Below are 24,556 nucleotides of genomic sequence, written 5' to 3'. Positions count from 1 at the left end.
AGCGAAAAAAATTATCTTTGTGAGAATTAATAATTATTCACCCAGCATCGCAGATTGTGGCAAATACAGTAGAAGAGATTAAACGACCGATCAATGATGAAATGAAACTTTTTGAACAGAAGTTTTATGAATCAATGCAGAGTAAAGTAGCTTTATTGGATAAAGTAACCCGTTTTATTGTTACCACCAAAGGAAAGCAGATGCGTCCTATGTTTGTGTTTCTTTGTGCCAAGCTGGTAGGTGAGGTGACGGAAAAAACATATCGCGGTGCTTCAATGATCGAGCTGATCCACACGGCTACTCTGGTACATGATGATGTAGTGGATGAAAGCTTTAAACGCCGTAATTTCTTCTCAATCAATGCGCTGTGGAAAAATAAAATTGCAGTTTTGGTAGGGGACTACCTTTTGTCAAAATCAGTTTTACTCTCTACAGATCACAAAGATTATGATCTGCTTGGGGTTATTTCCAGAACGATCCGTGAAATGTCTGAAGGAGAACTTCTTCAGCTGGAGAAAGCCAGAAAACTGGATATTACGGAAGATGTATACTATGAAATTATCCGTCAGAAAACAGCTACTCTGATTGCTGCATGTTGCGAAATAGGAGTTCTTTCCAACAATGCAGATGAAGCTCTTGCCAAGAAGATGATGGATTTCGGTACTTTTACCGGAATGGCATTCCAGATCAAAGATGACCTTTTCGACTATTTAAGTTCTAACGTGATCGGTAAACCTGTAGGAATTGATATTAAAGAACAGAAAATGACACTGCCTTTGATTCATACCCTGAAAATAGCCAATGAAAAGGATAGAAAATACTATTTCGATACCATAAAACGATACAATAACAATCCTAAGCGTGTAAAAGAGCTGATAGAATTTGTTAAAAGTTCCGGTGGACTGGAATACGCTATTACCATCATGAAAGATTTTCAGCAGAAAGCAAAAGATATTCTGAATGAATTTCCGGATTCTGAAGCCAGAAAATCATTGCATATTATGCTGGATTATGTTATTGAGCGAAAATTCTGATGCAAATACTTTTTAAGGTATTTCTGCTTTTTTGTTCTCTTTTTCCCTTTGATCCTGCATGGTATCTAAAGTTCTTATTATTGGAAAGAAAATAGCTCTATCTCTCAATAATTCAATGAGTTGTGATTAGTTTATTCTTTTTGTATCAGTAAATTACTGTAAATTAATATTTTGCATCATTCAAATAAAGTGCTTGTTAATAATTCATTGGGTTTCAGTATATTTTTTGTTAATTTGTCGCAAGAAAAAACAACAAATAATGAAAAAAATCCAAACAATGATGGTAGCGTGTGCTATCACTTCAAGCTTTCTTACGTACGCACAAGTGGGAATAGGTACTCAGAATCCCCAGACAACATTTCATATTGACGGTTCTAAAGACAATCCTTCCACAGGAATTCCTTCTGTAACCCAACAGGATAATGATTTTAGCGTGACTTCTACTGCTAAAGTAGGGATTGGTACAACTTCTCCAAGTGAAAAATTAGACGTGGCCTCCGGAAATGCCCGTATCCGTAATATTAATTCGAATATAGGTGTCGGAGGAACTGACAGGGTGGTTGTAGCGGATGCTACCGGAGTACTAAAGACTATTGATTTCACTGCCTATTCGCTGTTTCATGCACGTTTAGCTGCTAACCAGAACATCAGTTCTTCTACAATTACTACTTTATTGTTTGCTACACCGTTAGCAACTTCTCCCTTCTACTCTTATAATGCAGGAACCGGAGTATTAACCTTCAATCAGGCTGGGAATTATCTGATAACGTTACAGGCAAGTTTTACCAATATGCCGGCAGATACTCAGTTGCTCATCGGTATCAGACCCGTACCGGATGCTAATTACCTGGGACGAGGAAGCCATTATAATGCAGTTGCTTCTTCGGGAACGGTAGGTGAATTGATGAACTATACAACCGTAGTGGTAGCTCCTACAGCCGGATATCAGATCCGTTTTACAGCAGCTCCCAATCAAAATGCTACCATTATTGCAACAGAAACAGGATCTACAGGAAGTGGAAATGTTACCAATGTAACCGTTCAGAAGATATAATTCTATCTTTACTCTAATCAAAACAAAAGTGTTTTGTATAGGTTTTCAGGAAACTGGAAATGTATACAGAGCACTTTCTTTTTATATTCACAATCTCATATGATTTCAGTTTAAAAAACAGAAAAGAGCTTATTGATGAATTTTCACATTTCCCTGTGGTTGTCATTATATACTACCATGAACTATAGAATTGAGCGAAAATTTTAAATTAAATAATTTTCAGGGTTACAATAATAACAGCTAGAACTATACAAAATAAAGCAATTAAAAATAAATAATCCGCAATGTTCTCAAACGTGTATTCCCGCTTTTTGTTTTCTGTTCTGATTGCCAGAAATGAAAAGAAACAGCTGCAGGCAAAAAGAATAGAGGCAAATCCGGCAAATTCGTCCAAATACGTATTCTGACTGATCTTAGAGATTTTCAATGAGGTAATAATAATTAAAGAAAATCCTAAAAGATTGCTGGAAGCATTCAAAATGTGAGGTGATTTTTTTTCCATGATTTACAATTTTTTTCAAAATAAAGCACAATTTTTTTTATTATCAAATTTTTAAAAAAGATTATTAAAAATTAAAATTAATTTAAAAAGTGTATATTAGCAAAATACTTGAAGATTAAAAAACTTTTTTACTTAGCTATGCAAACAACCTATATTGAAACACAGCAAATATCCTTTCAAGATTTTAAAAATCAGATACTTGGAGACTACAGGTTAGGAAGGATCTCTCGTGAAATGTCTTATCTCGGAAGGAGAGAAGTACTCACTGGAAAAGCTAAATTTGGAATTTTTGGGGATGGAAAAGAACTTCCTCAGCTTGCAATGGCGAAAGTTTTCAGAAATGGAGACTTCCGTTCAGGATATTACAGGGATCAGACTTTTGCATTGGCAATAGATGCATTGACAGTAGAGAGTTTCTTTGCACAGATGTATGCAGATACCAGTGTGGAAAGAGAGCCTGCTTCAGCGGGAAGACAAATGAACGGGCATTTTGCAACAAGAAGTTTAAATGAAGACGGAAGCTGGAAAGATTTGACAGCTCAGAAAAATATTTCTTCGGATATTTCTCCTACAGCCGGGCAGATGCCAAGATTATTGGGACTGGCTCAGGCTTCTACTATTTATAAAAGCGTAAAATTTGACGGTTCAGAAAAATTCTCGAGAGAAGGGAACGAAATTGCTTTCGGGACAATTGGGGATGCTTCTACAGCAGAAGGTCATTTCTGGGAAACTCTGAATGCTGCATGTGCACTTCAGGTTCCTATGATCGTTTCTATCTGGGATGACGGATACGGAATTTCAGTTCCTACGAAAAACCAGAGAGCAAAAGCTGATATCAGTGAAATGCTAAGCGGTTTCCAGAGAAAAGAAGGCGATAATCAGGGATGTGAAATCATCCAGGTGAAAGCCTGGGATTATCCTGCATTATTGGATGCTTATGCTAAGGCAGAACATTTTGCAAGAACAGAAAGTGTACCGGTGGTAGTGCATGTGGTAGATGTTACCCAGCCTCAGGGACATTCTACATCCGGATCTCACGAAAGATATAAAAACGAAGAACGTCTGGCCTGGGAAGCTGAGTATGATGGTCTGGCAAAATTTAAAGAATGGATCCTAAACTATTCTATCGAAATTGATGGAAAAGAAGAAGTGATTGCTACCGCTGAAGAACTGGAAGCTATAGATGAAGAAGCGAAAAAAGCGGCAAAAACAGGACAAAAAATAGCCTGGGAAAACTATCAGAAAGCAATTTCTGAACTTATTCAGTCTATTTTACCTTTAGTAGAAAATCTTAAAGGACAAAATGCTGAAGTAGAAAATTATATTGCTCATTTCAATAAACTGGTTTCAAAAGCGAAGAAAGATATTTTCCATCTGGTAAGACAGTCTTTACTGGCGACAAGAGGAACCAATTCTGCAGAAAGAAATCAGTTGATGCAGAAATATAATGAAGTATCTGCTGTTGAAAAAGACAACTATTCTTCCCACTTATACTCTCAGTCTGAATGGAAGGCTGAAAATGTACAGGAAATCAAACCTGTATATTCTGACAGCTCTGAAGAGGTAGACGGAAGAGTAGTGATCAGAAACAATTTTGACAAAATTTTTGAAAAATATCCTGAAACCTTAATCTTTGGTGAAGATACCGGAAACATCGGTGACGTAAACCAGGGATTGGAAGGAATGCAGGAAAAGTACGGTGCTCTGCGTATCGCTGATACGGGAATTCGTGAAGCAACGATCCTTGGACAGGGAATTGGTATGGCGATGAGAGGTTTAAGACCAATCGCTGAAATCCAGTACTTAGACTATGTTCTTTACTGTTTACAGGGAATGAGTGATGATCTGGCAACAGTACATTACAGAACCAAAGGAGGTCAGAAAGCTCCGTTAATCATCAGAACAAGAGGTCACAGATTGGAAGGAATCTGGCACTCAGGTTCTCCAATGGCGGGTATTCTTAACCTTTCAAAAGGAATTCTGGTATTGGTGCCTAGAAACCTTACAAAAGCTGCCGGATTCTATAACACAATGCTTCAGGCCGACGAACCTGCGATCATCGTAGAATGTCTGAACGGATACAGATTAAAGGAAAAACAACCGGATAACTTAGGCGAATTCACAGTTCCTGTAGGGAAAATTGAAGTAACTAAAGAAGGTAAAGACGTTACTTTGGTGACTTACGGTTCTACATGGAGAATTGTAACAGAAGCTGCCAACGAATTGGAAAAACTGGGAATTTCTGCAGAAGTGATTGATATTCAGTCTTTAATTCCTTTCGATTTATCTCACGAAATTGCTGAAAGTGTTAAGAAAACCAACAGATTAGTCGTGATTGACGAAGATGTGGAAGGAGGAACTACAGGATTCATCTTGCAGCAGATCCTTGAAAAGCAGAAAGCTTTCAGATATCTGGATTCAGATCCGTTGACGATTGCAGCAAATGATCACAGACCTGCTTATGCAAGTGATGGTGACTATTTCAGCAAGCCATCTACAGACGATATGGTAGAAAAAATCTACGCAATGTTTAATGAAACAAATCCTCAGAAATATCCTGCGATATTCTAATGGGATTTTAAATAAATATAAAACCGTTTCCTTTGGGGAGCGGTTTTTTGTTTGCTAGTCCTTTTCAGCCAATGTAATTCTCAATTTATTCAAAGTATTCATCAGGGTTATACTTGCTGTAAGTTCTACAAATTCTCTCTCAGTGAATTGCTCTATCAGCTTTGATTTGATATTTTGCCAATCATCTTTATTGTAGATGATAGCTTCAGCCCATTCTAAAACAAGCTTTTGCTGATCAGTGAAGGCATTGGTATATTTCCAGCCTGGAAGTCTGTTAATAACATCCTGTTCAAAGCCAAAATCAGAGAGTTCTTTTGCATGATAACTGCAGCAATACGCACAGCCGTTAATTTGAGAAACCCGAAGTTCAACGAGTGCAATTAATTTTTCGTCAATCCCGGATTTTCTAATGCTGTTATGGGCTTTATACAGATTTCCAATAGTTTCTTTTGCAATTTCTTTGTAATTCATAATGAATATTTTCCTGCAAATTTGCATCAGAAATGATTTTAAACCTATATACTTACCTTTTGGTGATATACTTACCTTTTTGAAAGTATAATTTAAAGTAAAAGGCTATCAAACATTGACAGCCTTTTTATTTTTTACCTCCTCATTCAAAAAAGCGCAATCTTTATCATCATGCGATCCTTTTACCTGATATTTAGCTTCCCACTCTTCCAGTAAATATAAAATTGGCAGCAAAGCCAATCCCTTTTCTGTAAGAGAATATTCCACTCTTGGAGGTAGTTCTTTAAACTCTTCACGAATCACCAGCCCATCAGCTTCCATCTCCCTCAGTTGATCAGTTAATACCTTTCTGGAAATGACATTAATGCGTACTGCCAGTTCTCCAAAACGTAACTTCCTGTCTTTAATAACAAGAACAATAATAGGCTTCCATTTGCTTCCCAGAGCGGCCATTGCCTTACCCAGAGGACAGCTGTATTGCATTAATTCATTCTTTTTCATAGAGAGATCTTTATTTTAAAACCATATGAAACCGGAATTTCATGTGTTACTTTGATGTTACTAATGTAAGTTACTGCGAAGTTACCACTATTTTTTTAATAAAAGATACAAAAGTGAACTATTATTAGTTACTTTGTGTAACAATTATAAAATATAAATTTAAATATGAGCACATCATCATTATTTAAACCGTTTCAATACAAGAATTTACAGCTTAAAAATAGAATCGTAATGGCTCCTATGACCAGAGCACAATCTGACAATGGAGTTCCTACTCAAAGTATCGCAGATTATTATGGAAGAAGAGCCGCTTCAGAAGTAGGATTGATTCTTTCCGAAGGAACTGTGATCAACAGACCGGGATCCAAAAATATGCAGAATATTCCGGATTTCTATGGAACAGAAGCCTTGAACGGCTGGAAAAATGTCATTGATACTGTACATCAGAATGGAGGTAAAATGGGACCTCAGATCTGGCACGTAGGTGATACAAGAATGTCCGAAGAGTATCCGTTAGTTCCCATGGAAAAAGCTTCAACAATGACGATTGAAGATATTCAGGATACGATAGCACAGTTTGCAGCGTCTGCAAAATCTGCAAAAGATCTTGGTTTTGACTGTATTGAAATTCATGGCGCTCATGGATACCTTATCGACCAGTTTTTCTGGGAAATGACCAATACAAGAACTGACGAGTATGGTGGTAAAACATTAAAAGAAAGAAGCAGGTTTGCTGTAGAGGTGGTAAAAGCGATCAGAGCAGCAGTAGGAGAGGACTTTACCATTATTATCCGTCTGTCACAGTGGAAGCAACAGGATTATAAAACCAGACTGGCATTCACTCCAAATGAAATGGAAGAATGGTTGTTACCATTAAAAGAAGCAGGTGTAGATATTTTCCACTGTTCACAGCGCCGTTTCTGGGAGCCGGAATTTGAAGGCTCTGACTTAAACTTTGCAGGATGGGCCAAAAAGATTACCGGACAGCCAACTATTACAGTAGGTTCTGTAGGCTTAAACGGAGATTTCCTTAATGCTTTTGCAGGACAGGGAACAGAAAAAAGTGATCTTACAGAACTGATCAGAAGACTTGATAATGAAGAATTCGATCTTGTTGCGGTAGGAAGAGCTATTCTTCAGGATCACCAATGGGTACAGAAGATCAAAGATGGCAATACTGAAGCACTTCTTGATTTTTCAGCAGAAAGTATGGGTGTTTTATTTTAATACCAATAATGAATTGTGAATTCATTTCGCGTTGGTTTTTTTAACAGCATAATTTACTTGCGAAGAAGAATTAACGGTTCATGCAGGTATTAAATCAGCATAATTCACTTTATTTTATATTTAATTTTCACCTATTTATTAAAGAATCGGCTTTCAGGATTTCCTGAAAGCCGATTTTGTATGTTATGGACATCCTATTGAATCTGGTACACATCTCCAACGGGGAGGAATTCCATTGCTGCCTGGAATATAGCATGCTGTACTTCCTTCCGGACACTCAGGAGCATTTCCTCCGATGATATTCTTTAATGTCGATTTTGATAATTTCTTTAGATTTTTCATATGTAATAATTTGTTGATTCATACAAATATAATATTTTTTAGAATCTAAATAACACTTTGCACTAAAATGTGAAATATACTGGTATAAAATAAACCCGCTTCCGGAATTTCCGGAAGCGGGTTTTAACAGATTTAAATATCTAAACTGCCCTTAAACCGGCAGAAATGATTTCTTTATCTTATAAACCAATATTTTTAGTTGGCTTCAATTGTTTTAAGATGCTTTTCGGGATGGCATTTTTGTGAACAAGGATTGCTGTTGATTTATATTCAACATAAGGTCTTGTTACATAAATATATCCGGCGAAATCATTGGTTACTCCCCATGAGTTTTTTACCATATAATATTCTTTACCCGTTTGATCTTTAGCCAAACCTACGATGTGCATCCCGTGGTCATCCGTTGTAGAAAGGTTATTAAGTGCTTTCTGACGCATGTCTTCAGTGATGGTTTTATCTTTTTTAGGCTCTGTAAACAAAGTCTGCTTGTTCTCTGCTGTAATCTGGTCAAAATCCATATCCGGAACGTAAGCTACACCATTTTTGTAAGAAAAATAAGGCTCCGAAACGTCAGTTGCCCAACCCACAGAATATCCTTTTGTTACCGCATTGTCGATGATTGCTGTAAGATCTTTCATCGGAACATTCCAGTCAGAATCGTGACTCCAGTTATCAGGAATTGGAACTACAAATTTCTGAAAATATGGATAATCTTTATAGGAGGATAATTCCACATAATCTTCAGGGTTGATTCCTACTACTTCTTTAGCAAATGTTTTCGGAGTGTAGTTTTTCCCTTCATATGTAAAGTTAGAAGGTACTTTTCCTAAATATTCGTCAAGTATAGCATCTACAGAATCCATCCAATTATCAGTCAGTTTCCCTTTCGAAGAAGCTTGAACAAGACTGTCAAGAACGGGCTTCAGTTTGCCCTGCATTTCCTTGAAGTTGTTGGTAGTCTGTCCGGATTTTAAACCCGTATAAACATCCTGAGGAACTGCTCCGTACTTTTTGTACATATTGATAACGTCGTGAAGTTCTCCTCCATCACCCCAACTGATCGCTCCATTATTTAAAACGTATAACTTCGCTTTATCATGATAAGAGTTTCTTGCTGTGAAAATTTCGGCGAGATCTACAGGTTTTTTGCCCATTCTCTGCATTTCAGATTCAAGGAATGAATTTCCTGAGTAGCTCCAGCAAGTTCCTGACGAACCCTGGTTCTTTACAGAAGTTGCGCCAACGTCCTTTAACGTTGTGAACTGAAAATTAGCATTTTGTGATTGGTTGTTTTTTAACTTGTTGATTAAGTCATCTTGGGCAAACATCATACTTCCTGCAGACAAAACAAAAAGTAATGATGCAATTTTGGCATTTTTCATTACTATAAAAAGATTATTTATATTAAGAGTCGTTGATAATAGAGATTTGTTACAGAAGGAAAAGTTAAATTTGAAATGAAAAAAAATGCTTTTTCACTATTTTTCTAAAAAAATGATCATGTTTCCAACCCCGGCAAAAGTTTTCGCATCTATAATAATATAACTCCTGACTATGGAACAAGAATTATTATTGGAATGCCAGCGTAACAACCGCAATGCTCAGCGGAAAGTTTACGAGAAAATGGCGGGCAGGCTTTACTCAGTCTGCAGACGCTATTTGAAAAACGATGAAGATATCGAAGAAGTATTGGCCGATACATTCTACAAGATCTTCACGAAAATCACCCAGCTTCAGAATGCTGATACCTTTGAAGCATGGGCAAGAAAAATTGCAGTGAACGAATGCCTTCAGAAATTAAGATCCAGCAAAGGACTGTTTATTTCCCTGGAAGAAAACTTTATTGATCATTCTGAAGGAACAACAGAAAACCTTTCCCTGGAAAAAGATATTCTGAGCTTATTGAATTTTCTCCCGGAAGGATGCAGAGCCATCTTTAATCTTTTCGCTATTGAAGGATATCCTCATAAGGAAATAGCAACCATGCTTTCCATAAGCGAAGGAACATCAAAATCCCAGCTCAATTTTGCAAGAAAGAAATTGCAGGAACTTCTAGTGAATCAAAACATTTAAACTTTACAACAATGGAAAATAATCATATAGATCAACAATTCAATGAAGCTTCCAAGCTTTCAGAAGAACCAACAGTTTTTCCTGGTTTTGAAAAAGTGTGGGAAAAGATTGAAGAGAAATTAGATAAAAAAGAAGATAAAAAGAAAATCATTCCTCTTTGGCTGCCGTATGGTATTGCTGCAAGTTTGATGATTGGTTTAGGGGCTTTTTACTTTATGAATAAAAAAGAGATTGCAAAGCCTTTACAACCTATAATTGCAGAGAATACAAGTTTAAGAGGCCCGATTAACAAAACAGATATTGCAAAGATAGACAGGAGTATCAAGGAGAATATCAGAAAAGTAGAATTGCCTGTAACGGTATCTCTTCCCACAGAACCTAAATCTTCATCAGTTGCAGGAATAGATCTGTATCAATCTCATCCTACCTGTAATATACCATCAGTGGAAGCTTCTGACAGAGTAATAGCTTCTCAGCCTCAGATATACAATGATACCTTAAAAACAAAAGAAATTGATGAAGTTGTTGTCACTGCTTATGGGATCAAAAAGAGTTATAAATCTGTTACCGCTTCCTCAACGGTTATGATTGCTTCTACAGATAAAACTCCTGTGCATGCTCCTGCTGCTGTTTCTTCACTTGCTGGAAGAGTTGCAGGGTTAGAAGTGTCAACCGGAATTAAAAAGAATGATGCTATATTAATAAGGGGAGTAAAAAGTATAGATAGTCGCTCGACGACTCCTTTATATATTGTTGATGGAATTGTATTAGGCAGAGAATCTGGATTTTTAAATACCCTTGATCCTAAAAAAATAAAAGAATTAAAAGTACTGAAAGGTCTTGAAGCTACTGCCCTGTATGGAAGCAAAGCTAATAACGGAGTTGTTGTCATCACCACGAATGGATTATCTAAAGATGAAATAGAAAAACTTAAAAAAGTTTCTTCAGAAAGTAAAGAGGAAATACTAAAAGAACCTGAAGAACCTGAAAAAGTACTTCCGAAAGCAGGCCAGCTCACAGCAGGAGAAGTTAACGATTTTTCTAAGTGGGATTATTGGAAAGATATTGCAGTTCCTACTCTGGATCAGTATAAAAATACATGGAAGTTCTTCCCTGATAAAAGGGTTTCAGTTCAGTTGGTCAATCAAGACAGAAAACCGGTAATAGGGGAGAAAATAAAACTATTGGATGATAAGAAAAATATTATCTGGGAAGCCGTTTCAGATAATCTGGGCAATGTGGAATTATGGATATCATCGATGATTGATGAAAACTCAGATTCTCAGAAATATTATTTATCTGATGGTTCAGGGCAGATCATCAGTAGTAATCTCAGAACCTTTAAAAATGGACAAAACCTGATTATTCTTGATAAACACTGTCTGCAAAAGCGTGTATTGGATCTTGCTTTCGTAGTGGATGCTACCGGTTCTATGGGGGATGAGATTTCTTATCTTCAGTCTGAACTTTTGGATGTGTTGAAAAAGATCGAAGGACAGCTTAAGAATACAACGGTAAGATATGGATCAGTTTTTTACAGAGATCAGGGGGATGAATATGTAACCCGGAAGTTTGATTTTTCAGACAAAGCAGAAGACCTTGTAGGATTCATCAAAAAGCAGAAGGCAGGTGGTGGTGGCGATACGCCGGAAGCTGTTGTAGAAGCACTAAAAGTTTCTGTTGATGAGCTAAAGTGGAGTGATGAAAATTCTACTAAAATAATGTTTTTAATTTTGGATGCTCCTCCACACCATTCAGAACAGAATATAAAGAAACTTTATAGCACAATAAAGGCTGCAGCAAAGAAAGGAATTACCATTATTCCATTGGCAGCCAGTGATACCGATAAACAAACGGAATATCTGATGCGTACATTTGCTTTACTCACCAATGGAACCTATACGTTCCTTACAGATGACAGTGGAATAGGAAACAGCCATATCAAACCTACCATAGATTCTTATGAAGTTGAAAAACTGAATGATTTATTATTACGATTAATCCTTCAGAGAGCTGTTTTGCCAGAATGCAGCGCAGGAATTTCAAATGATAACATCAACAAAAAAATGGAAAGAGAAATTGAGAGTCAGATTGATATTAAAACTGTACTATTTCCAAATCCTACAAAAGGTCAGCTGCAGATAAAAACAAGAAAACCAATTGAAGAACTGTTTATCTATGATCTTGCCGGAAAGATTATTATGAGAAAAGAAAAACTGCCGGAAGGTAAAAATACAATTGATTTAACTTCTTATCCTCAAGGGATTTATCTTGTACGTATTCATACTAATGATCTGTGGGAAACATTTAAGGTCATTAAAAATTAACTGTCTTTTTTATTTAAGGAATAAGTTTTATTTAACAATTATTAACAGGTTTAAATTTATTTTAATAATTTCCTGCCGAAATTTGAAAAAAGATGAGAAAAATTCTAATAACCATGCTAGGGCTTGTGGCATTAACAAGCTGTAAAACTCAAAAAAACACTGAAAGTGACAAGAAACCACAGACTTACAGTGTCAGAAAAGATAAGGATCAGGATGGAATTCCTAATAAACTGGATAAATGCCCTGATATTGCCGGTCCGGTAGAAAATGAAGGATGTCCGTGGGTAGAATCGGATGGAGATGATGTTATTGATAAAGATGACGCGTGCCCTACAGTGCCCGGACCTCCGGAAAATAATGGCTGTCCGTGGCCGGATACAGATGGTGATGGTATTTTGGATAAAGACGATGCCTGTCCTACGGTTCCGGGAATGCCGGAATATAATGGCTGCCCGAAACCAAAGTCAGTTACTGCAATGGAAGTAGAAAGTTCCCTATCAAAGAGATTATATGAACCAGGAAGAGTTTATACTCATCACATTGGAGGAAAAAAAGAGGTTCAGAAGCCTGAAAAAACTGATAAGAATATTAGTTATAATAATGAAGAGTACGCTGGATTTATTGAAAATGCATTTGAACTGACCAGCAGCCAGCCTCTTTCTACCTTTTCTATTGATGTGGATAATGCTTCTTATCCCAATGTCCGGAGAATCATCAAGTATGGAGATAAAGTAGATAAAAATGCAGTAAGGGTAGAAGAGATGATCAATTATTTTAAATATAATTATCCAAAGCCTGCAAATGGAGAACCTTTTTCAATCAATACCGAATATGGTAAATCTCCATGGAATCCAAAGCATAAGCTTCTTAAAATAGGCCTTCAGGGGAAAAACATCCCTATGGACAATCTGCCTGCATCGAATATTGTCTTTCTGATTGATGTTTCAGGATCAATGAGTGAGGAAAATAAACTTCCCTTGCTGAAGTCTTCTCTTAAAGTTTTGCTGAAACAGCTGAGACCAAAAGACAAAGTAGGCATTGTAGTCTATGCGGGAAGTGCAGGAGTGGTTTTACCCCCAACGTCAGCTGGAGAAAGAGAAAAAATTATTAAAGCGTTGGATAATCTTCAGGCAGGAGGAAGTACAGCAGGTGGAGAAGGTATTGAGCTTGCCTATAAACTGGCAAAGGAGAATTTTATCAAAGGAGGAAACAACAGAGTCGTTCTGGCAACAGATGGTGACTTTAATGTTGGTCCTTCTTCCAATACCGATATTGAAGCCTTAATTACACAAAAAAGAAAAACAGGGATTTTCCTGACCTGTCTTGGATATGGAATGGGGAATTACAAAGACAACACAATGGAAACGCTTGCTGATAAAGGAAACGGAAATTATGCCTATATTGATAATATACAGGAGGCCAATAAATTTTTAGGAAAAGAATTTGCCGGAAGCATGTACGCTATTGCTAAAGATGTAAAGATTCAGATTGAATTCAATCCTAAATTTGTGAAATCTTACCGTTTGATAGGCTATGAAAACAGGAAACTGAGAAATGAAGACTTTGTTAATGATAAGATTGATGCGGGAGAATTAGGAAGCGGACATACTGTAACTGCTTTATATGAAATTATTCCGGTAAATACAGAATCAGAATTTATTCCTGCAGAAACAAAATTGAAATATTCTAAAACTTCAGATAAGAAGAACTTTGGAGATGAATTGGCAACTGTGAAATTCCGGTACAAAAAACCTGATGGAAACAAAAGTATGGAAATCGCTAAAGTGATTAAAAAAGAAAATGCATCTTCAGCAGCAATAAGCCCGGATTTCAAATTTGCTTCTTCCGTAGCCTGGTTCGGTTTGGTACTAAGAAACTCGGAACTGATTACGAAAAGAGATCTTTCTGATATTCAGAATCTCGCCAAAGAGGGTAAAAATAAAGATGAAGAAGGCTATCGCTCCGAATTTATAGGACTGATAGAGAGCTATAAAACAATTCAAAAATAGTTGATAAAAAAAGAAATTTCCCCGGAAATTTCTTTTTTTATATTTTTAAGCATACTAATCACCGATGAAAAAGAATTATCTGCTGTTACTGCCATTTACAATTACCTTATTACAGGCACAAAATTCACAATTATATTATTCTGGAAAATTTTTAACAACTAAAGATAAAGCACAGAACTTTTTAAAGGTTTCTAATAAAAACAGTGGGGTTTATGAACTGACTGATGAGAAAGGATTTGCGATTATTGCGGCCAAAGCTTATGATACTCTCGTTTGGAACCAAGGTAAAAACACCCATGTTATTTCTACCTATGAACTCAGGGAACTAAAAGAGATTCTGGAAAATCAGACAGGAAGTAAAAGTGTTGAAAATATTTACAGTAAAGCTTACGACAGTCTTGTTTCAAAGGAAATTAAAGACGATTTCAGTATTGAAAAAGCTAAAACCCAACTCAGCAAAAGATCACATTCTTATTTTGATGACATAAGAAAATTAAAGCAAAAGAACGATACTGTTTATGTTTTAAAAAGGATCAATAAGACAACATTACTGTTTAACGGAAGCTTTACCACATCTCTTGATATCAAAAGCAGAAATGCTGTCCCGGAGACTCAAAATAAGTATGTTCAGGGAAGATCTGAAAATGCAAATCTTGTTTGGAAAGGTCCTGAAACGAATGAAATGTTCAGCTTTGGACCAGACATATCAACCCTTGGATTTAACGGATTACCTTACGAGTATAATCAGAATGGAAAACTGACTCCATGGGTTAATGGACTTCAGCGTGCGCAAAGATATGATAACAACCTTTTTAAAACTACGGTAGGTTACAATAATCAATTGAATGTAAATGCGTTTATAAAAGAAGGCTCCAGCGAAAAGATCAGGCTTTCAGTGAATCTGGGACAGCAGAAGAACCAAATGTATTTTATTGATCAATTTGATGTTACCAATACCCTCAAAACAAAATTGAATGCAGATTTGGGTAGATATTACATTAATCTTGCTTTTAATTACGAAGAAAACAAAGCAACCAATACCAATAGAATAGGGTTGTTCAACAGAGCTTACCAAAACTCATTGTTAACACCGGTTTCATTTTCAAATGAGCAAAATATTTTCCTGAACAACGGCTCACAGAGAAGCTACAGCCGGTATGCAGACAATCCTTCATTCCTTTTTGAGCAGGATAGTAAATACCGGTTTAGGAATCGGGACAGGCAGTTTAGTCTTAATGTAGCGAAAGACTGGGATAACTTTAAACTGAATATCACTCAGTCCTATGAAAATAGTAATAGCTGGAATCAGGATCAATATAAACCTTCTACTTATGGTTTCATCAGCGGAATATCAAATGAAAGGATTCAAAACAACCGTTCCTATCATTCCAATATACAGGGTTCTTATTCATTGGGAGACTATGATTTTAGAAATACTTTCAGCCTGAATTTTATTTTAAATGATAAAAAAGCTGATATTTATAACAGCCTGACCTATCAAAAATATCTCTATCAGAGAACTTCGCAGGATCATATTTTTAATTATAATATGAACATCCGCGATTATGATTTTGAAGCAGGTTTTAATCTTGGGAATTCATTTTATATCTCCAATACTTCCCTTAAAAATAATTATTGGCTTCCAAAGGCTAACTTTTATTTGAAGTTCAATCAGATCTTCAATTGGTATAACTACAGTTTTAAATTACTGGGAAGTTACACTCAACTAAGCTCCGAACCGGAAATAACAAGATCCTATGCTTCGTATTCTACTACTTTGCTGAAGGCAGAAAATTACAATCAATACTTTCCGGTACAGGAAGTAGAAAGTTTCAGAGGTGTGTCCAATGTCAATACTAAAGAATGGAAAATTGGAGCCAGGCTGAACCTTGGGTATAATATCAGTGTAGATGGAGAATATTTTAGTAAAAAGAATAGTGACGATATATTTCCAGTTTTTGAAAATAATCAATTACGACTTAAAAATATAGCAGATCATACGTACAGCGGATATGAATTCAATTTTGCTTACGAACGATTACGTCTGGGGTACGATATGTATACCACCCATAAAGTTTCATTTTTTAAATATAAAGATATTGTAGACCGTGTCGCTCCGGGATATCAGGATCTGGCGGTTTCAGGATTTAAAGATATTTATAAAACACTATCAGAAGGTCAGGTTTTGGGTGCTGTCATGGGAAGTTACTTTGAAAGAAATGCATCCGGACAAGTGATTATTGATGAGTTCGGATTCCCCAAAAAGGCAGACGGTATGAAAATTATTGCAGATCCTACACCGGATTTTGTGATGAAATTCAACCACAGTTTTACCTATAAAAATCTGTCTTTAGATATCAATTGGGAATGGAAAAAGGGAGGCCAGCTATGGAATGGAACACAGGCTGTTCTTGATTATTACGGACGTTCTTATAGCTCAGGAGAAGAAAGGAACATAAAAAATTATATTTTCGAAGGCGTACATACAAATGGAACTGTCAACCAGATTCCTGTCGATTTCTATGATCCTAACCTGAATGTTCTGGAAAACAGATGGTCAAGATACGGTTATTTAGGTGTGGCGGAAAATTATATTCAAAAAGCAGATTATGTAAGAATCAACAATATATCACTTTCCTCAGATTTCCCGATTAACAGGAATAAACAGACCCTCAGGCTGACTTTTTATGTAAATAATATTTTCCTCTGGCAGGTTAATAAAGGAGTAGATCCTAATCAGAATTTTTATGATATGAATAATGGAAGAGGCCTGGACTTTTTTAACCTGCCCTCCTTTAAAACATTCGGCTGTATTGTTTCACTTAAATTTTAACTCATGAATCTCAAATTTATATCTGTCTGCATCGTCCTGCTGTGCTTATTATTTTCAACCTTTTCTGTGAAAGGTCAGCAGCCGTTTCAGGATTTTGAAAAAGAAAAGACCTACGTTCAGACCAATCATGTTTTTTATAAACCTGGTGAGCAAATGTATTTTAAAATATATGTCGTAAAAGGAAATAATAATTTGCCGGTCGAAGAAAGCAGAGTCGTCAATTTTGAAATAACAGATCCGGCAGGAAATGTTGTAAAAAAATTAAAATATGAAATTACCAATGGATATGCCCGGGGAGATTTTTATTTTGCGGAAGACATGAAAGGGGGTATCTATAAAATCAGAGCTTTTACCAACTGGATGCAGAATGAAGAAGGAAAAAATGCCTTCGAAAAAGAAATTACCCTCCAGAAAATTGTTTCTCCAAGGATTTTAATGAAACTGGATTTTCCCAAAAAAGGATATGGACCGGGAGATCAGGTGACTGCAGATTTTTCCATGAGAAGCCTGAGCAACCTTCCCATCCCTTTTTATGAAGCTGATTATATGGTAACGTACAATGGAGAAACCGTATCAGAAGGAAAACTCATTACTGATAAAGAAGGGAAAAAAGTATTGACCTTCAGGCTTCCTGAAGTGTTAAAATCCTCTGATGCTCTTTTGAATATCAAAGTGAATTTTGACGGATTTACAGAATCTATTTCCAGAAATATCCCCATTGTTCTCAATAATCTCGATGTGAAATTCTTACCTGAAGGCGGAACTTTTATCAATGGAATAGAACAGAATATAGCCTTTAAAATTCTGGATGAGTTTGAAAAGCCTGTAGATGCTGATCTGGTAGTTTACAATCAGAATCATGAAAAAATAAAAGAAATTTCAGCCTATCATTTTGGAATGGGAAGTTTCCTGTTTACCCCTAAAAGAGGAGAAACTTATTATGCAAAAGTTTTAAAACCGGAAAATATTACCCAGACTTTTAATCTCCCCGCAGCAAACAATGAAGGACTGGTTTTAAATATTCAAAATGCAAACAAAAATCTGACTTTTACTATCATCTCAACTCAGGAAAAAACAATTACCATACAGGGAAGTTTCCGCGGAAAAGAAGTGTATAGCAAAGTGATTTCGTTAAAAACGGGAAAAAATTCATTGGAAATAGCAGAAAAGGATTTCCCGACAGGAATCTGCAGATTTACCGTTCTGGAAAAGAATATTCCTCTTGCAGAACGTATAGTTTTTACCAATAAAGTAAATCAGTTGAATGTAAAAGTTACCCCTGTAAAGCAATATTACCTGCCAAGGGAAAAAGTAATGCTGAATATTGAAACTAAAGATGAAAACAATACACCGGTTCCGGCCAACCTTGGAGTGAGTGTGGTAGATGATAAGCTATGGACTTACGCCGATGATAAGCAGAATCATATTGTTTCCTGGCTTTTGATGGACACTGAGCTTAAAGGTAAAATAGAAAAGCCACAGTTTTATTTCGATAAAAAAGAACCCAAAGCTGATAAAAGTTTAGATCTTGTTATGCTTACAAACGGCTACCGATATTTTGAATTTATTCCTGAAGTTCTGAAAACGAATAAATACAAATACCTTCCTGAAAAGAAAAATACTATTTATGGTGTGGTGGAAGATGAAAACAAAAAAACTGTGAAGGCAGATGTTTTTCTTTTGGATACTCATAATAATAAGATCCTCAAACAGACTGTTGCCGAAAACGGAAAGTTTTATTTTTCAGATTTAAATGCAGAAAGTTCATATAAAATCATTGCCAGATCCTTCCTGCCTAAACATCAGCTGAAGATAAAGATTTTATCTTATAATCTGGATATTAATCCCTTAGTAAAACAGAAACTTACCCATATAGATGTTGAAGAAATCGTAAAAGAGGCAGAAAGGAAAGAAGAAGTAAAAAAAGAAAACAGAAACAATACCAATCAGTCAAACAATCTTGGAAAATCAAAAACGGATACAGTAAGAAGGAATACAAGTATTGAAGAAGTAGTAGTCTTAGGTTATGGTATAAATAAAGATAAAGCAGCAGTTGCTTCTACCACAGTAGCTTCTTCTATGGAACTTCAAAACTCCAGTGTAACTTCCGTATTGAATGGAAAAGTTGCAGGAGTAGTTGTAACAGGTGCCGGACAGCCGGGAGCAGGGGAACAGATCAATATCAGAGGAACGGCCTCCATTACCAATAAAAATCCGTTATTTATTGTGGATGGTGTCCCCGTCGAAAACTTTAATACCACCATCAACCCAAATGATATCAACAGCATTACCGTTTTAAAAGATGCTGCTGCTACCGCTATTTACGGGAGCAGAGCTGTGAATGGAGTCATTATCGTAACTTCACTTAAAAATAGAAAATCCGAAATAGAGTTTGATATAACTCCGAAATCTTATCTTGCCATCGAAGCTTTACCTTATGGAAAACTTCTTTCATATGCCGGATCAAGAGAATTTGTATATCCTGAGTATAAGACAACCAATACCTCTTACCGTTTTGATTACAGAGAAGCGCTTTACTGGAATCCAATTGTGGAAACGGATAAAAATGGAAAAGCAAAAGTAGAATTCTATAATTCGGATGCCAATTCCACTTTCAGAATTATGACAGAAGGGATTGCTGCAACAGGACTTGTGGGAAGAGATGAAACAACCTATGCTGCGCAGAGCTTAATTTCGATAGATACCAAAATTCCTCAGTATCTGACAAGAACGGATCAGATGATAATTCCTGTGGTCATTAAAAATAATTCTCCCGAAACCCGTAAAATGACCATGGATGTTATTGTTCCAAACCATGTGAAACTCATCAGTTCTGATAGTCTTATCACTTTGAAGCCTCTGGAATCAGGAAGATTATTTGTCAGAATCCAGACAGATGAGGTGGTGAATTCCAATATCCAGTTTACCATAAAATCGGGAGAATTCAGGGAAACAATGATCCTTCCTTTTAAAGTAGAGGAAAAAGGATTTCTCCATCAATTTTCCATGATCAATAATAAAACCGAAGATCTCAAAATCAATATTCCGGAGTATATCAATGGAAGCCTGTATTCCTCATATTATGTATTTGAAAGTACAGCGCTGAAGATGTTTGAAGATATAGAGCAGCTGAAAAAAGAACCTTACGGATGTTTTGAACAGCTTTCTTCTACCGTGTATCCTAACATTTTTATTCTTGATTATTTAAAGTCAAATAAAAAAATAGACCCTGCAACTGAGAATCAGGTGGTAAAAAACCTGAAGAAAGGCTTCCAGAAGCTGCTGAGTTATAAAAATAGAGACGGAGGTTTCGGATATTTCAGTTCTGAGGAATCAGATGTTGCTCTTTCAGCGTTTGCATTATTGGAATTTACAGGATTAAAGAAGTATGTAAATCCGGATGCTAAGCTTATTCAGGAACTTTCTTCATTTATTTTGTCGAAAAAGAATGCCAATGGATTATTCGAAGTAAGAAAACCTTATGAGTCTAAAAAAGATTTTTCGGAGTATTCCTGGTCGAGAAATATGTATGTAGTATATGCTTTATCTCAACTGGGTTTTAAAAATGAAATTGAAGATTCCTTTCAAGTAATGTTGAAAAGAGCTATGGCTACAAAAGATTCTTATCAGCTGGCTTTGCTTGCCAATGCTGCCGCTCACTTAGGAAAGCAAAAGGAATATGATGACCTGATGAGGATACTGAACCAGCAGTATGAAGCGAAGAATATAAAATCTAATATCACTTTTACAGGATCATGGGGAAGGTCTGCCGATGCGGAAACCCTATCATTATATATAATGGCACTTCAGAAAGATGAGAAACTCAATCAGTTGAAAATCGCTGAAGCGGCTGATCAGCTTATTAATTTCAATGGATATTACGGGTTTGGTTCTACACAGGCTACCACATTGGCAATACAGGCACTGTCTGAGTTTTTCTCTAAAAATGACAAGTTATATGGATCTGAAAAGCCATCGATTGCAATTAACAACGCACAAATCTCACCTATGATAAGTGTGGCATCAGCATTTAAAACCGGAGAAAGCACTATCAATATTCATTATCCAAATAAGAATGGATTGCCTTATAAGCTGCAATATCAATATTACACCCTACAGGCTCCGGAAAGCAAAGATATTCCTCTTACCATGGAGACCAAATTAAAATCCGGAATGTCAAAAATAGGAGAGACGAACAGAATGACCATTACCGTCAAAAACAAAATAAACGGTAAGCTGCCAATGACCATAGCAAAGATTGGCATCCCTGCAGGACTTACTCTGCAAAATGCTTTACTGAAAGATATGGTTGATAAAAAACAGGTTTCTTACTATGAAATTTTTGACAACTATCTGGTGTTATACTGGGAACATTTCAATGCTGAAGAAACAAAGACCATTAATCTTGATCTTAAAGTAGAATTTGCCGGAACGTATACAGGAAAATCAAGCAATGTTTACCTCTATTATATGCCAGAAGCTAAGTATTGGAATCAAGGGATTAGAACCAGTATTGAGCCTTAGTTTTTATAAACTGAAACAGACATCCATTTATCCATGTCAAGATTTTAAACCTTGACATGGATAATAAGAAATCTTTCTAAAAGGAATAATCTTTTAAAATTAATTTTCAAAAATTATTGAAAATTCAAAAAATATAATTACATTTGTTACAGAAATTAAAAACGGAACAAGATGCAACTTTCAGAAGCTAAAGAAAAATACATTCAAACCTGGGGAACCTTTGCTACCAACTGGGGAATCAACCGTACGATGGCACAGGTGCATGCATTGCTTTTGGCAAGCGGAAGACCTCTTTCTACCGATGAAGTTATGCAGCAGCTGGAGATTTCAAGAGGAAATGCCAATATGAATCTTCGGGCTCTGATAGACTGGGGAATCGTGAAAAAAGAGTTTGTAAAAGGTGATCGTAAAGAGTATTTCGTAGCAGAAAAAGATGTCTGGTATCTGTTCAAACAAATTACCAAAGAAAGAAGAAAAAGAGAGATAGAACCTGTCATTTCCTTTCTTGAAGAGTTAAAAAATATTGAGGATAAAGATTCAGAAGAAGCGCAGGAATTTATCAAGCTGATGAATGATTTCAGCTCTGTAACCGGAAAGATCAACAATATTATGGATCTGGCGATAAAAAGTGATGACCACTGGCTGGTAGGGAAGATTACCAATCTGCTGAAATAAATTTTCAAAAATGAAAAATCTTTTATTACTATGTCTTTTAACTCTTATGATGAGCTGTCAGAAAAATGTAACGGCAAATTTCGATATTCATATAGAAAACTCTGATAAGTATGATAATAGGCGTCACGATTTGCATAAAATGGAAATCTATAAGGATGAAAAAATTTTCAAAATTCTACCTGAAGAGTCTGCTCCTTTCTTAAATTCCAATATAAAACTTGACAGTTTAAAAGAGGGAAAATATTCATTTGTTTATGAAAATATTTTTGGAGAAACAATAAAAAAAGAAATAGAAGTTGTTGAATCTATAACGTATAGAGTTAGTATTACTCCTGATTATTTATTAAAGAAAAATAAAATATCTATTTTTGAAAACCTGGAAGAGGATGAAGCAAAATTGGTATTTCGATCTACAGGATGTTTTCATCAGGATAAAGATTCAGTAATGATTATTAACAAAGACAATAATTACTTTCTTCGCCAAAAAAACGGGAGTTTGAAATCTATAGATAAAGCAGCATGGGCATATTTTGTAAAAACCGAAAACAAAATAAGGGAAATTCCTGAAGATGGAGATTGTACTACCAGAGATGAATATATTTTCTATCATAAAGGAAAATTAGATACCATTTATGATGGGACCTGTGAATTTTCTATCTGGTATACACTGAAAGACTATTTAAAAAAGAATAAGCTACAATAAAATAAATCAGGATGAAAATCCTTTTTTATTTCAAATTAATTTTCAAAAATTACTGAAAATATAAAACTTATAATATCATGAATAATTTTTTTAAACGTTATCTCTATTTAAGTCTCTTTCTGACTGTTGTTTTAGTTGTTGCAGTCTGGTTTTTTCTGGTGGCCAAAGGTGAATATGGAGTAACAATGTTCTTTACCATTCCGGTTTCTATTGGATTTGTCATCGGATATGTGAAGTATTTTAAAAAAGTCGGATTAATGAATGTTCTGAAGACCATTTTAAAAATAGTCCTGGGATTAGTCATTTTCTCTCTGATTTTAATAGGAACTGGCGTGGAAGGAGCTATTTGTATTATTATGGCCATTCCATTTATTGGCTTTGCAATGTTCGTAGGCTTCAATATTGGTTTTATCATTGGAGTATTTGACGAAAAGCGGCATACCGGAAGTGTGATAGTATTTATTCTTTTTATCAATCCGGCATCTTACATATTTGATACCTATACAAAACCAATTGAAGAAATTATCACCACAGAAATGATTGTGAATTCTTCCAATGAAAAAGTGTGGAAGCTTTTAAATACACAAATCAATTTCAATACCCCTGATTTTCTTCTGTTTGAAAAAGGAATCAGCTATCCAAAAAATATAAAGCTTGTTAATAAAAACGGAAAATTGAACTATAGCTGCCAAACCAATAATGATGAATTACAACTTAATATTGATGAGTTCATAGAAAATAAAAAAGTAAAATTCTCTTTGGAAAATCAGACTGTTCCAATGAAAGAAATAACACCTTATCAAAATATTGATGCTAAGCATTTGCACGATTATTTTATTGTGAAATATGGCAAAATTACTTTAGACAAGTTATCAGAAAATAAAACAAAGATAGTTGCAAAAACAAAATACAGTTACAAAATTGCCCCTACCTGGTATTGGAAAAAATGGTCCGGCTATATCATTGATAAAATGCAAAGCCATGTATTACAATCTATAAAAACACAATCTGAAAATGAATGATCTGCAACAATATTTTGACAACCTGCAACCCAGATATTATATTAATGAAATTGCATCTTTAGGCTTTACAAGACTGTTCAGGAAGATGGCTGTTCAAAAGGTGAAAAACTATGGAAATAAAAGAGTTTTGGATTTGATGAGCGGGCAGGGAGAAAATTTAGAATTTATAAAGGCACACAATGAGAATACAGAAATTGTAGCACTGGATTTTTCTTCAGCAATGCATAGGAAGCTGGCTGCAACATTCAAAAATAAACTGTCAATACAACAGATCCAGACCGATTTTTTCGAAAGCCAGATTCCCGATCATTCTATGGACATTATCCTTTGCTCTTATGGGACAAAGACGATAGAAGAAGATCAGAAACCGATTTTTGCAGATAGACTTTCAAATATCATTGATGAGAAAGGTGAAATTATCATTGTAGAATTTGTAAAACCCAAAACAAAGTGGAGGTTTAGTTGTGTAAAGTGGTATATAGAAGTTCTTGTTACAAAAATTTTTGGAAACGAATTTGGAAAACTGTTCCATTATATCAATAAAAATAAAAGCCTTGAAGATCTTAAAGCCCAGTTTCTCAAAAATGAACTTTCCATCATATCTCACAAAAGATATCTGGATCTTATTGAAATTCTTCATGTAAAACGAAACTGATTTTTGATTCAAAACCATATTCAAAAAAAAAAT

General features: G+C 35.6%; 18 protein-coding genes. 13 read left to right on the top strand and 5 right to left on the bottom strand.

The features are described from left to right. The first annotated feature begins 56 nt into the window (after nt 1-56). Together J2786_RS17370 and J2786_RS17365 are read left to right on the top strand one after the other, a co-directional pair. Complete coding sequence (locus J2786_RS17370; protein ID WP_047433724.1) at nt 57-1,034, top strand: polyprenyl synthetase family protein; 978 nt, start codon at nt 57-59, stop codon at nt 1,032-1,034. 259 nt (nt 1,035-1,293) lie between these two features. Continuing rightward, the gene (locus tag J2786_RS17365) at nt 1,294-2,088 is read left to right on the top strand and encodes a hypothetical protein (RefSeq protein ID WP_052187105.1); all 795 of its coding nucleotides are present in this window, start codon (nt 1,294-1,296) and stop codon (nt 2,086-2,088) included. A gap of 208 nt (nt 2,089-2,296) precedes the next feature. On the opposite strand, the gene J2786_RS17360 is transcribed toward J2786_RS17365, so the two are convergent. Beyond that, nucleotides 2,297-2,590, bottom strand: coding sequence for a hypothetical protein (locus tag J2786_RS17360; RefSeq protein WP_047433723.1), 294 nt, complete (start codon nt 2,588-2,590; stop codon nt 2,297-2,299). Between the two features lie 138 nt (nt 2,591-2,728). Here J2786_RS17360 and J2786_RS17355 point away from each other — a divergent pair, with 138 nt between their 5' ends. Next, nucleotides 2,729-5,161, top strand: coding sequence for an alpha-ketoacid dehydrogenase subunit alpha/beta (locus J2786_RS17355; RefSeq protein WP_047433722.1), 2,433 nt, complete (start codon nt 2,729-2,731; stop codon nt 5,159-5,161). A gap of 54 nt (nt 5,162-5,215) precedes the next feature. Here J2786_RS17355 and J2786_RS17350 read toward each other — a convergent pair whose 3' ends face one another. Both J2786_RS17350 and J2786_RS17345 read right to left on the bottom strand, forming a co-directional pair. After that, a complete protein-coding gene (locus tag J2786_RS17350; protein WP_047433721.1) occupies nt 5,216-5,632 on the bottom strand; it encodes a carboxymuconolactone decarboxylase family protein in 417 nt (138 codons plus the stop codon). A gap of 108 nt (nt 5,633-5,740) precedes the next feature. Continuing rightward, entirely contained in the window at nt 5,741-6,133 is a 393-nt protein-coding gene (locus J2786_RS17345) for a winged helix-turn-helix transcriptional regulator (RefSeq protein WP_047433720.1), read from the bottom strand. A 165-nt stretch (nt 6,134-6,298) separates the two neighbouring features. Between J2786_RS17345 and J2786_RS17340 the strand changes: the two genes are divergently transcribed. Beyond that, a complete protein-coding gene (locus J2786_RS17340) occupies nt 6,299-7,360 on the top strand; it encodes an NADH:flavin oxidoreductase (RefSeq protein ID WP_047433719.1) in 1,062 nt (353 codons plus the stop codon). A gap of 183 nt (nt 7,361-7,543) precedes the next feature. Here J2786_RS17340 and J2786_RS17335 read toward each other — a convergent pair whose 3' ends face one another. Together J2786_RS17335 and J2786_RS17330 are read right to left on the bottom strand one after the other, a co-directional pair. Continuing rightward, nucleotides 7,544-7,702, bottom strand: coding sequence for a bacteriocin-like protein (locus J2786_RS17335; protein WP_156121543.1), 159 nt, complete (start codon nt 7,700-7,702; stop codon nt 7,544-7,546). A 179-nt stretch (nt 7,703-7,881) separates the two neighbouring features. Beyond that, on the bottom strand, nt 7,882-9,084 hold the full coding sequence (locus tag J2786_RS17330) for a C1 family peptidase (RefSeq protein WP_047433718.1): 1,203 nt from the start codon (nt 9,082-9,084) through the stop codon (nt 7,882-7,884). Nucleotides 9,085-9,256: 172 nt separating this feature from the next. Between J2786_RS17330 and J2786_RS17325 the strand changes: the two genes are divergently transcribed. The 9 genes from J2786_RS17325 (at nt 9,257) to J2786_RS17285 (ending at nt 24,523) form a co-directional block, all read left to right on the top strand. Beyond that, the gene (locus J2786_RS17325; RefSeq protein ID WP_047433717.1) at nt 9,257-9,775 is read left to right on the top strand and encodes an RNA polymerase sigma factor; all 519 of its coding nucleotides are present in this window, start codon (nt 9,257-9,259) and stop codon (nt 9,773-9,775) included. Nucleotides 9,776-9,786: 11 nt separating this feature from the next. Further along, nucleotides 9,787-12,102 carry a T9SS type A sorting domain-containing protein gene (locus J2786_RS17320; protein ID WP_052187104.1) on the top strand — a complete coding sequence of 772 codons (2,316 nt, stop codon included), beginning with the start codon at nt 9,787-9,789 and terminating at the stop codon, nt 12,100-12,102. 92 nt (nt 12,103-12,194) lie between these two features. Next, a complete protein-coding gene (locus J2786_RS17315) occupies nt 12,195-14,111 on the top strand; it encodes a vWA domain-containing protein (RefSeq protein ID WP_047433716.1) in 1,917 nt (638 codons plus the stop codon). Nucleotides 14,112-14,175: 64 nt separating this feature from the next. Continuing rightward, a complete protein-coding gene (locus J2786_RS17310; RefSeq protein WP_047433715.1) occupies nt 14,176-16,944 on the top strand; it encodes a hypothetical protein in 2,769 nt (922 codons plus the stop codon). Between the two features lie 3 nt (nt 16,945-16,947). Continuing rightward, nucleotides 16,948-21,468, top strand: a complete 4,521-nt coding sequence (locus J2786_RS17305) for a TonB-dependent receptor plug domain-containing protein (protein WP_047433714.1) — start codon at nt 16,948-16,950, stop codon at nt 21,466-21,468. Nucleotides 21,469-21,639: 171 nt separating this feature from the next. Then, on the top strand, nt 21,640-22,143 hold the full coding sequence (locus J2786_RS17300; RefSeq protein ID WP_047433713.1) for a GbsR/MarR family transcriptional regulator: 504 nt from the start codon (nt 21,640-21,642) through the stop codon (nt 22,141-22,143). Nucleotides 22,144-22,153: 10 nt separating this feature from the next. Then, entirely contained in the window at nt 22,154-22,846 is a 693-nt protein-coding gene (locus J2786_RS17295; protein ID WP_156121541.1) for a hypothetical protein, read from the top strand. 77 nt (nt 22,847-22,923) lie between these two features. Further along, complete coding sequence (locus J2786_RS17290; RefSeq protein ID WP_047433711.1) at nt 22,924-23,868, top strand: hypothetical protein; 945 nt, start codon at nt 22,924-22,926, stop codon at nt 23,866-23,868. Beyond that, a complete protein-coding gene (locus tag J2786_RS17285) occupies nt 23,861-24,523 on the top strand; it encodes a class I SAM-dependent methyltransferase (protein WP_047433710.1) in 663 nt (220 codons plus the stop codon). The genes J2786_RS17290 and J2786_RS17285 overlap by 8 nt, the downstream gene beginning before the upstream one ends. Nucleotides 24,524-24,556: the final 33 nt, after the last annotated feature.

Source organism: Chryseobacterium vietnamense (genome assembly GCF_031454475.1).
GTDB lineage: Bacteria > Bacteroidota > Bacteroidia > Flavobacteriales > Weeksellaceae > Chryseobacterium > Chryseobacterium vietnamense.
This window is presented reverse-complemented; position numbering and strand designations above follow the sequence as displayed.

Bases quoted from the DNA above. Each gene is read 5' to 3' on its own strand.
- J2786_RS17325 (WP_047433717.1), top strand. From the start codon at position 9,257: ATGGAACAAGAATTATTATTGGAATGCCAGCGTAACAACCGCAATGCT.
- J2786_RS17355 (WP_047433722.1), top strand. From the start codon at position 2,729: ATGCAAACAACCTATATTGAAACACAGCAAATATCCTTTCAAGATTTT.
- J2786_RS17330 (WP_047433718.1), bottom strand. From the start codon at position 9,084: ATGAAAAATGCCAAAATTGCATCATTACTTTTTGTTTTGTCTGCAGGA.
- J2786_RS17340 (WP_047433719.1), top strand. From the start codon at position 6,299: ATGAGCACATCATCATTATTTAAACCGTTTCAATACAAGAATTTACAG.
- J2786_RS17335 (WP_156121543.1), bottom strand. From the start codon at position 7,702: ATGAAAAATCTAAAGAAATTATCAAAATCGACATTAAAGAATATCATC.
- J2786_RS17290 (WP_047433711.1), top strand. From the start codon at position 22,924: ATGAATAATTTTTTTAAACGTTATCTCTATTTAAGTCTCTTTCTGACT.
- J2786_RS17345 (WP_047433720.1), bottom strand. From the start codon at position 6,133: ATGAAAAAGAATGAATTAATGCAATACAGCTGTCCTCTGGGTAAGGCA.
- J2786_RS17315 (WP_047433716.1), top strand. From the start codon at position 12,195: ATGAGAAAAATTCTAATAACCATGCTAGGGCTTGTGGCATTAACAAGC.
- J2786_RS17350 (WP_047433721.1), bottom strand. From the start codon at position 5,632: ATGAATTACAAAGAAATTGCAAAAGAAACTATTGGAAATCTGTATAAA.
- J2786_RS17320 (WP_052187104.1), top strand. From the start codon at position 9,787: ATGGAAAATAATCATATAGATCAACAATTCAATGAAGCTTCCAAGCTT.
- J2786_RS17360 (WP_047433723.1), bottom strand. From the start codon at position 2,590: ATGGAAAAAAAATCACCTCACATTTTGAATGCTTCCAGCAATCTTTTA.
- J2786_RS17300 (WP_047433713.1), top strand. From the start codon at position 21,640: ATGCAACTTTCAGAAGCTAAAGAAAAATACATTCAAACCTGGGGAACC.
- J2786_RS17310 (WP_047433715.1), top strand. From the start codon at position 14,176: ATGAAAAAGAATTATCTGCTGTTACTGCCATTTACAATTACCTTATTA.
- J2786_RS17305 (WP_047433714.1), top strand. From the start codon at position 16,948: ATGAATCTCAAATTTATATCTGTCTGCATCGTCCTGCTGTGCTTATTA.
- J2786_RS17365 (WP_052187105.1), top strand. From the start codon at position 1,294: ATGAAAAAAATCCAAACAATGATGGTAGCGTGTGCTATCACTTCAAGC.
- J2786_RS17295 (WP_156121541.1), top strand. From the start codon at position 22,154: ATGAAAAATCTTTTATTACTATGTCTTTTAACTCTTATGATGAGCTGT.
- J2786_RS17285 (WP_047433710.1), top strand. From the start codon at position 23,861: ATGAATGATCTGCAACAATATTTTGACAACCTGCAACCCAGATATTAT.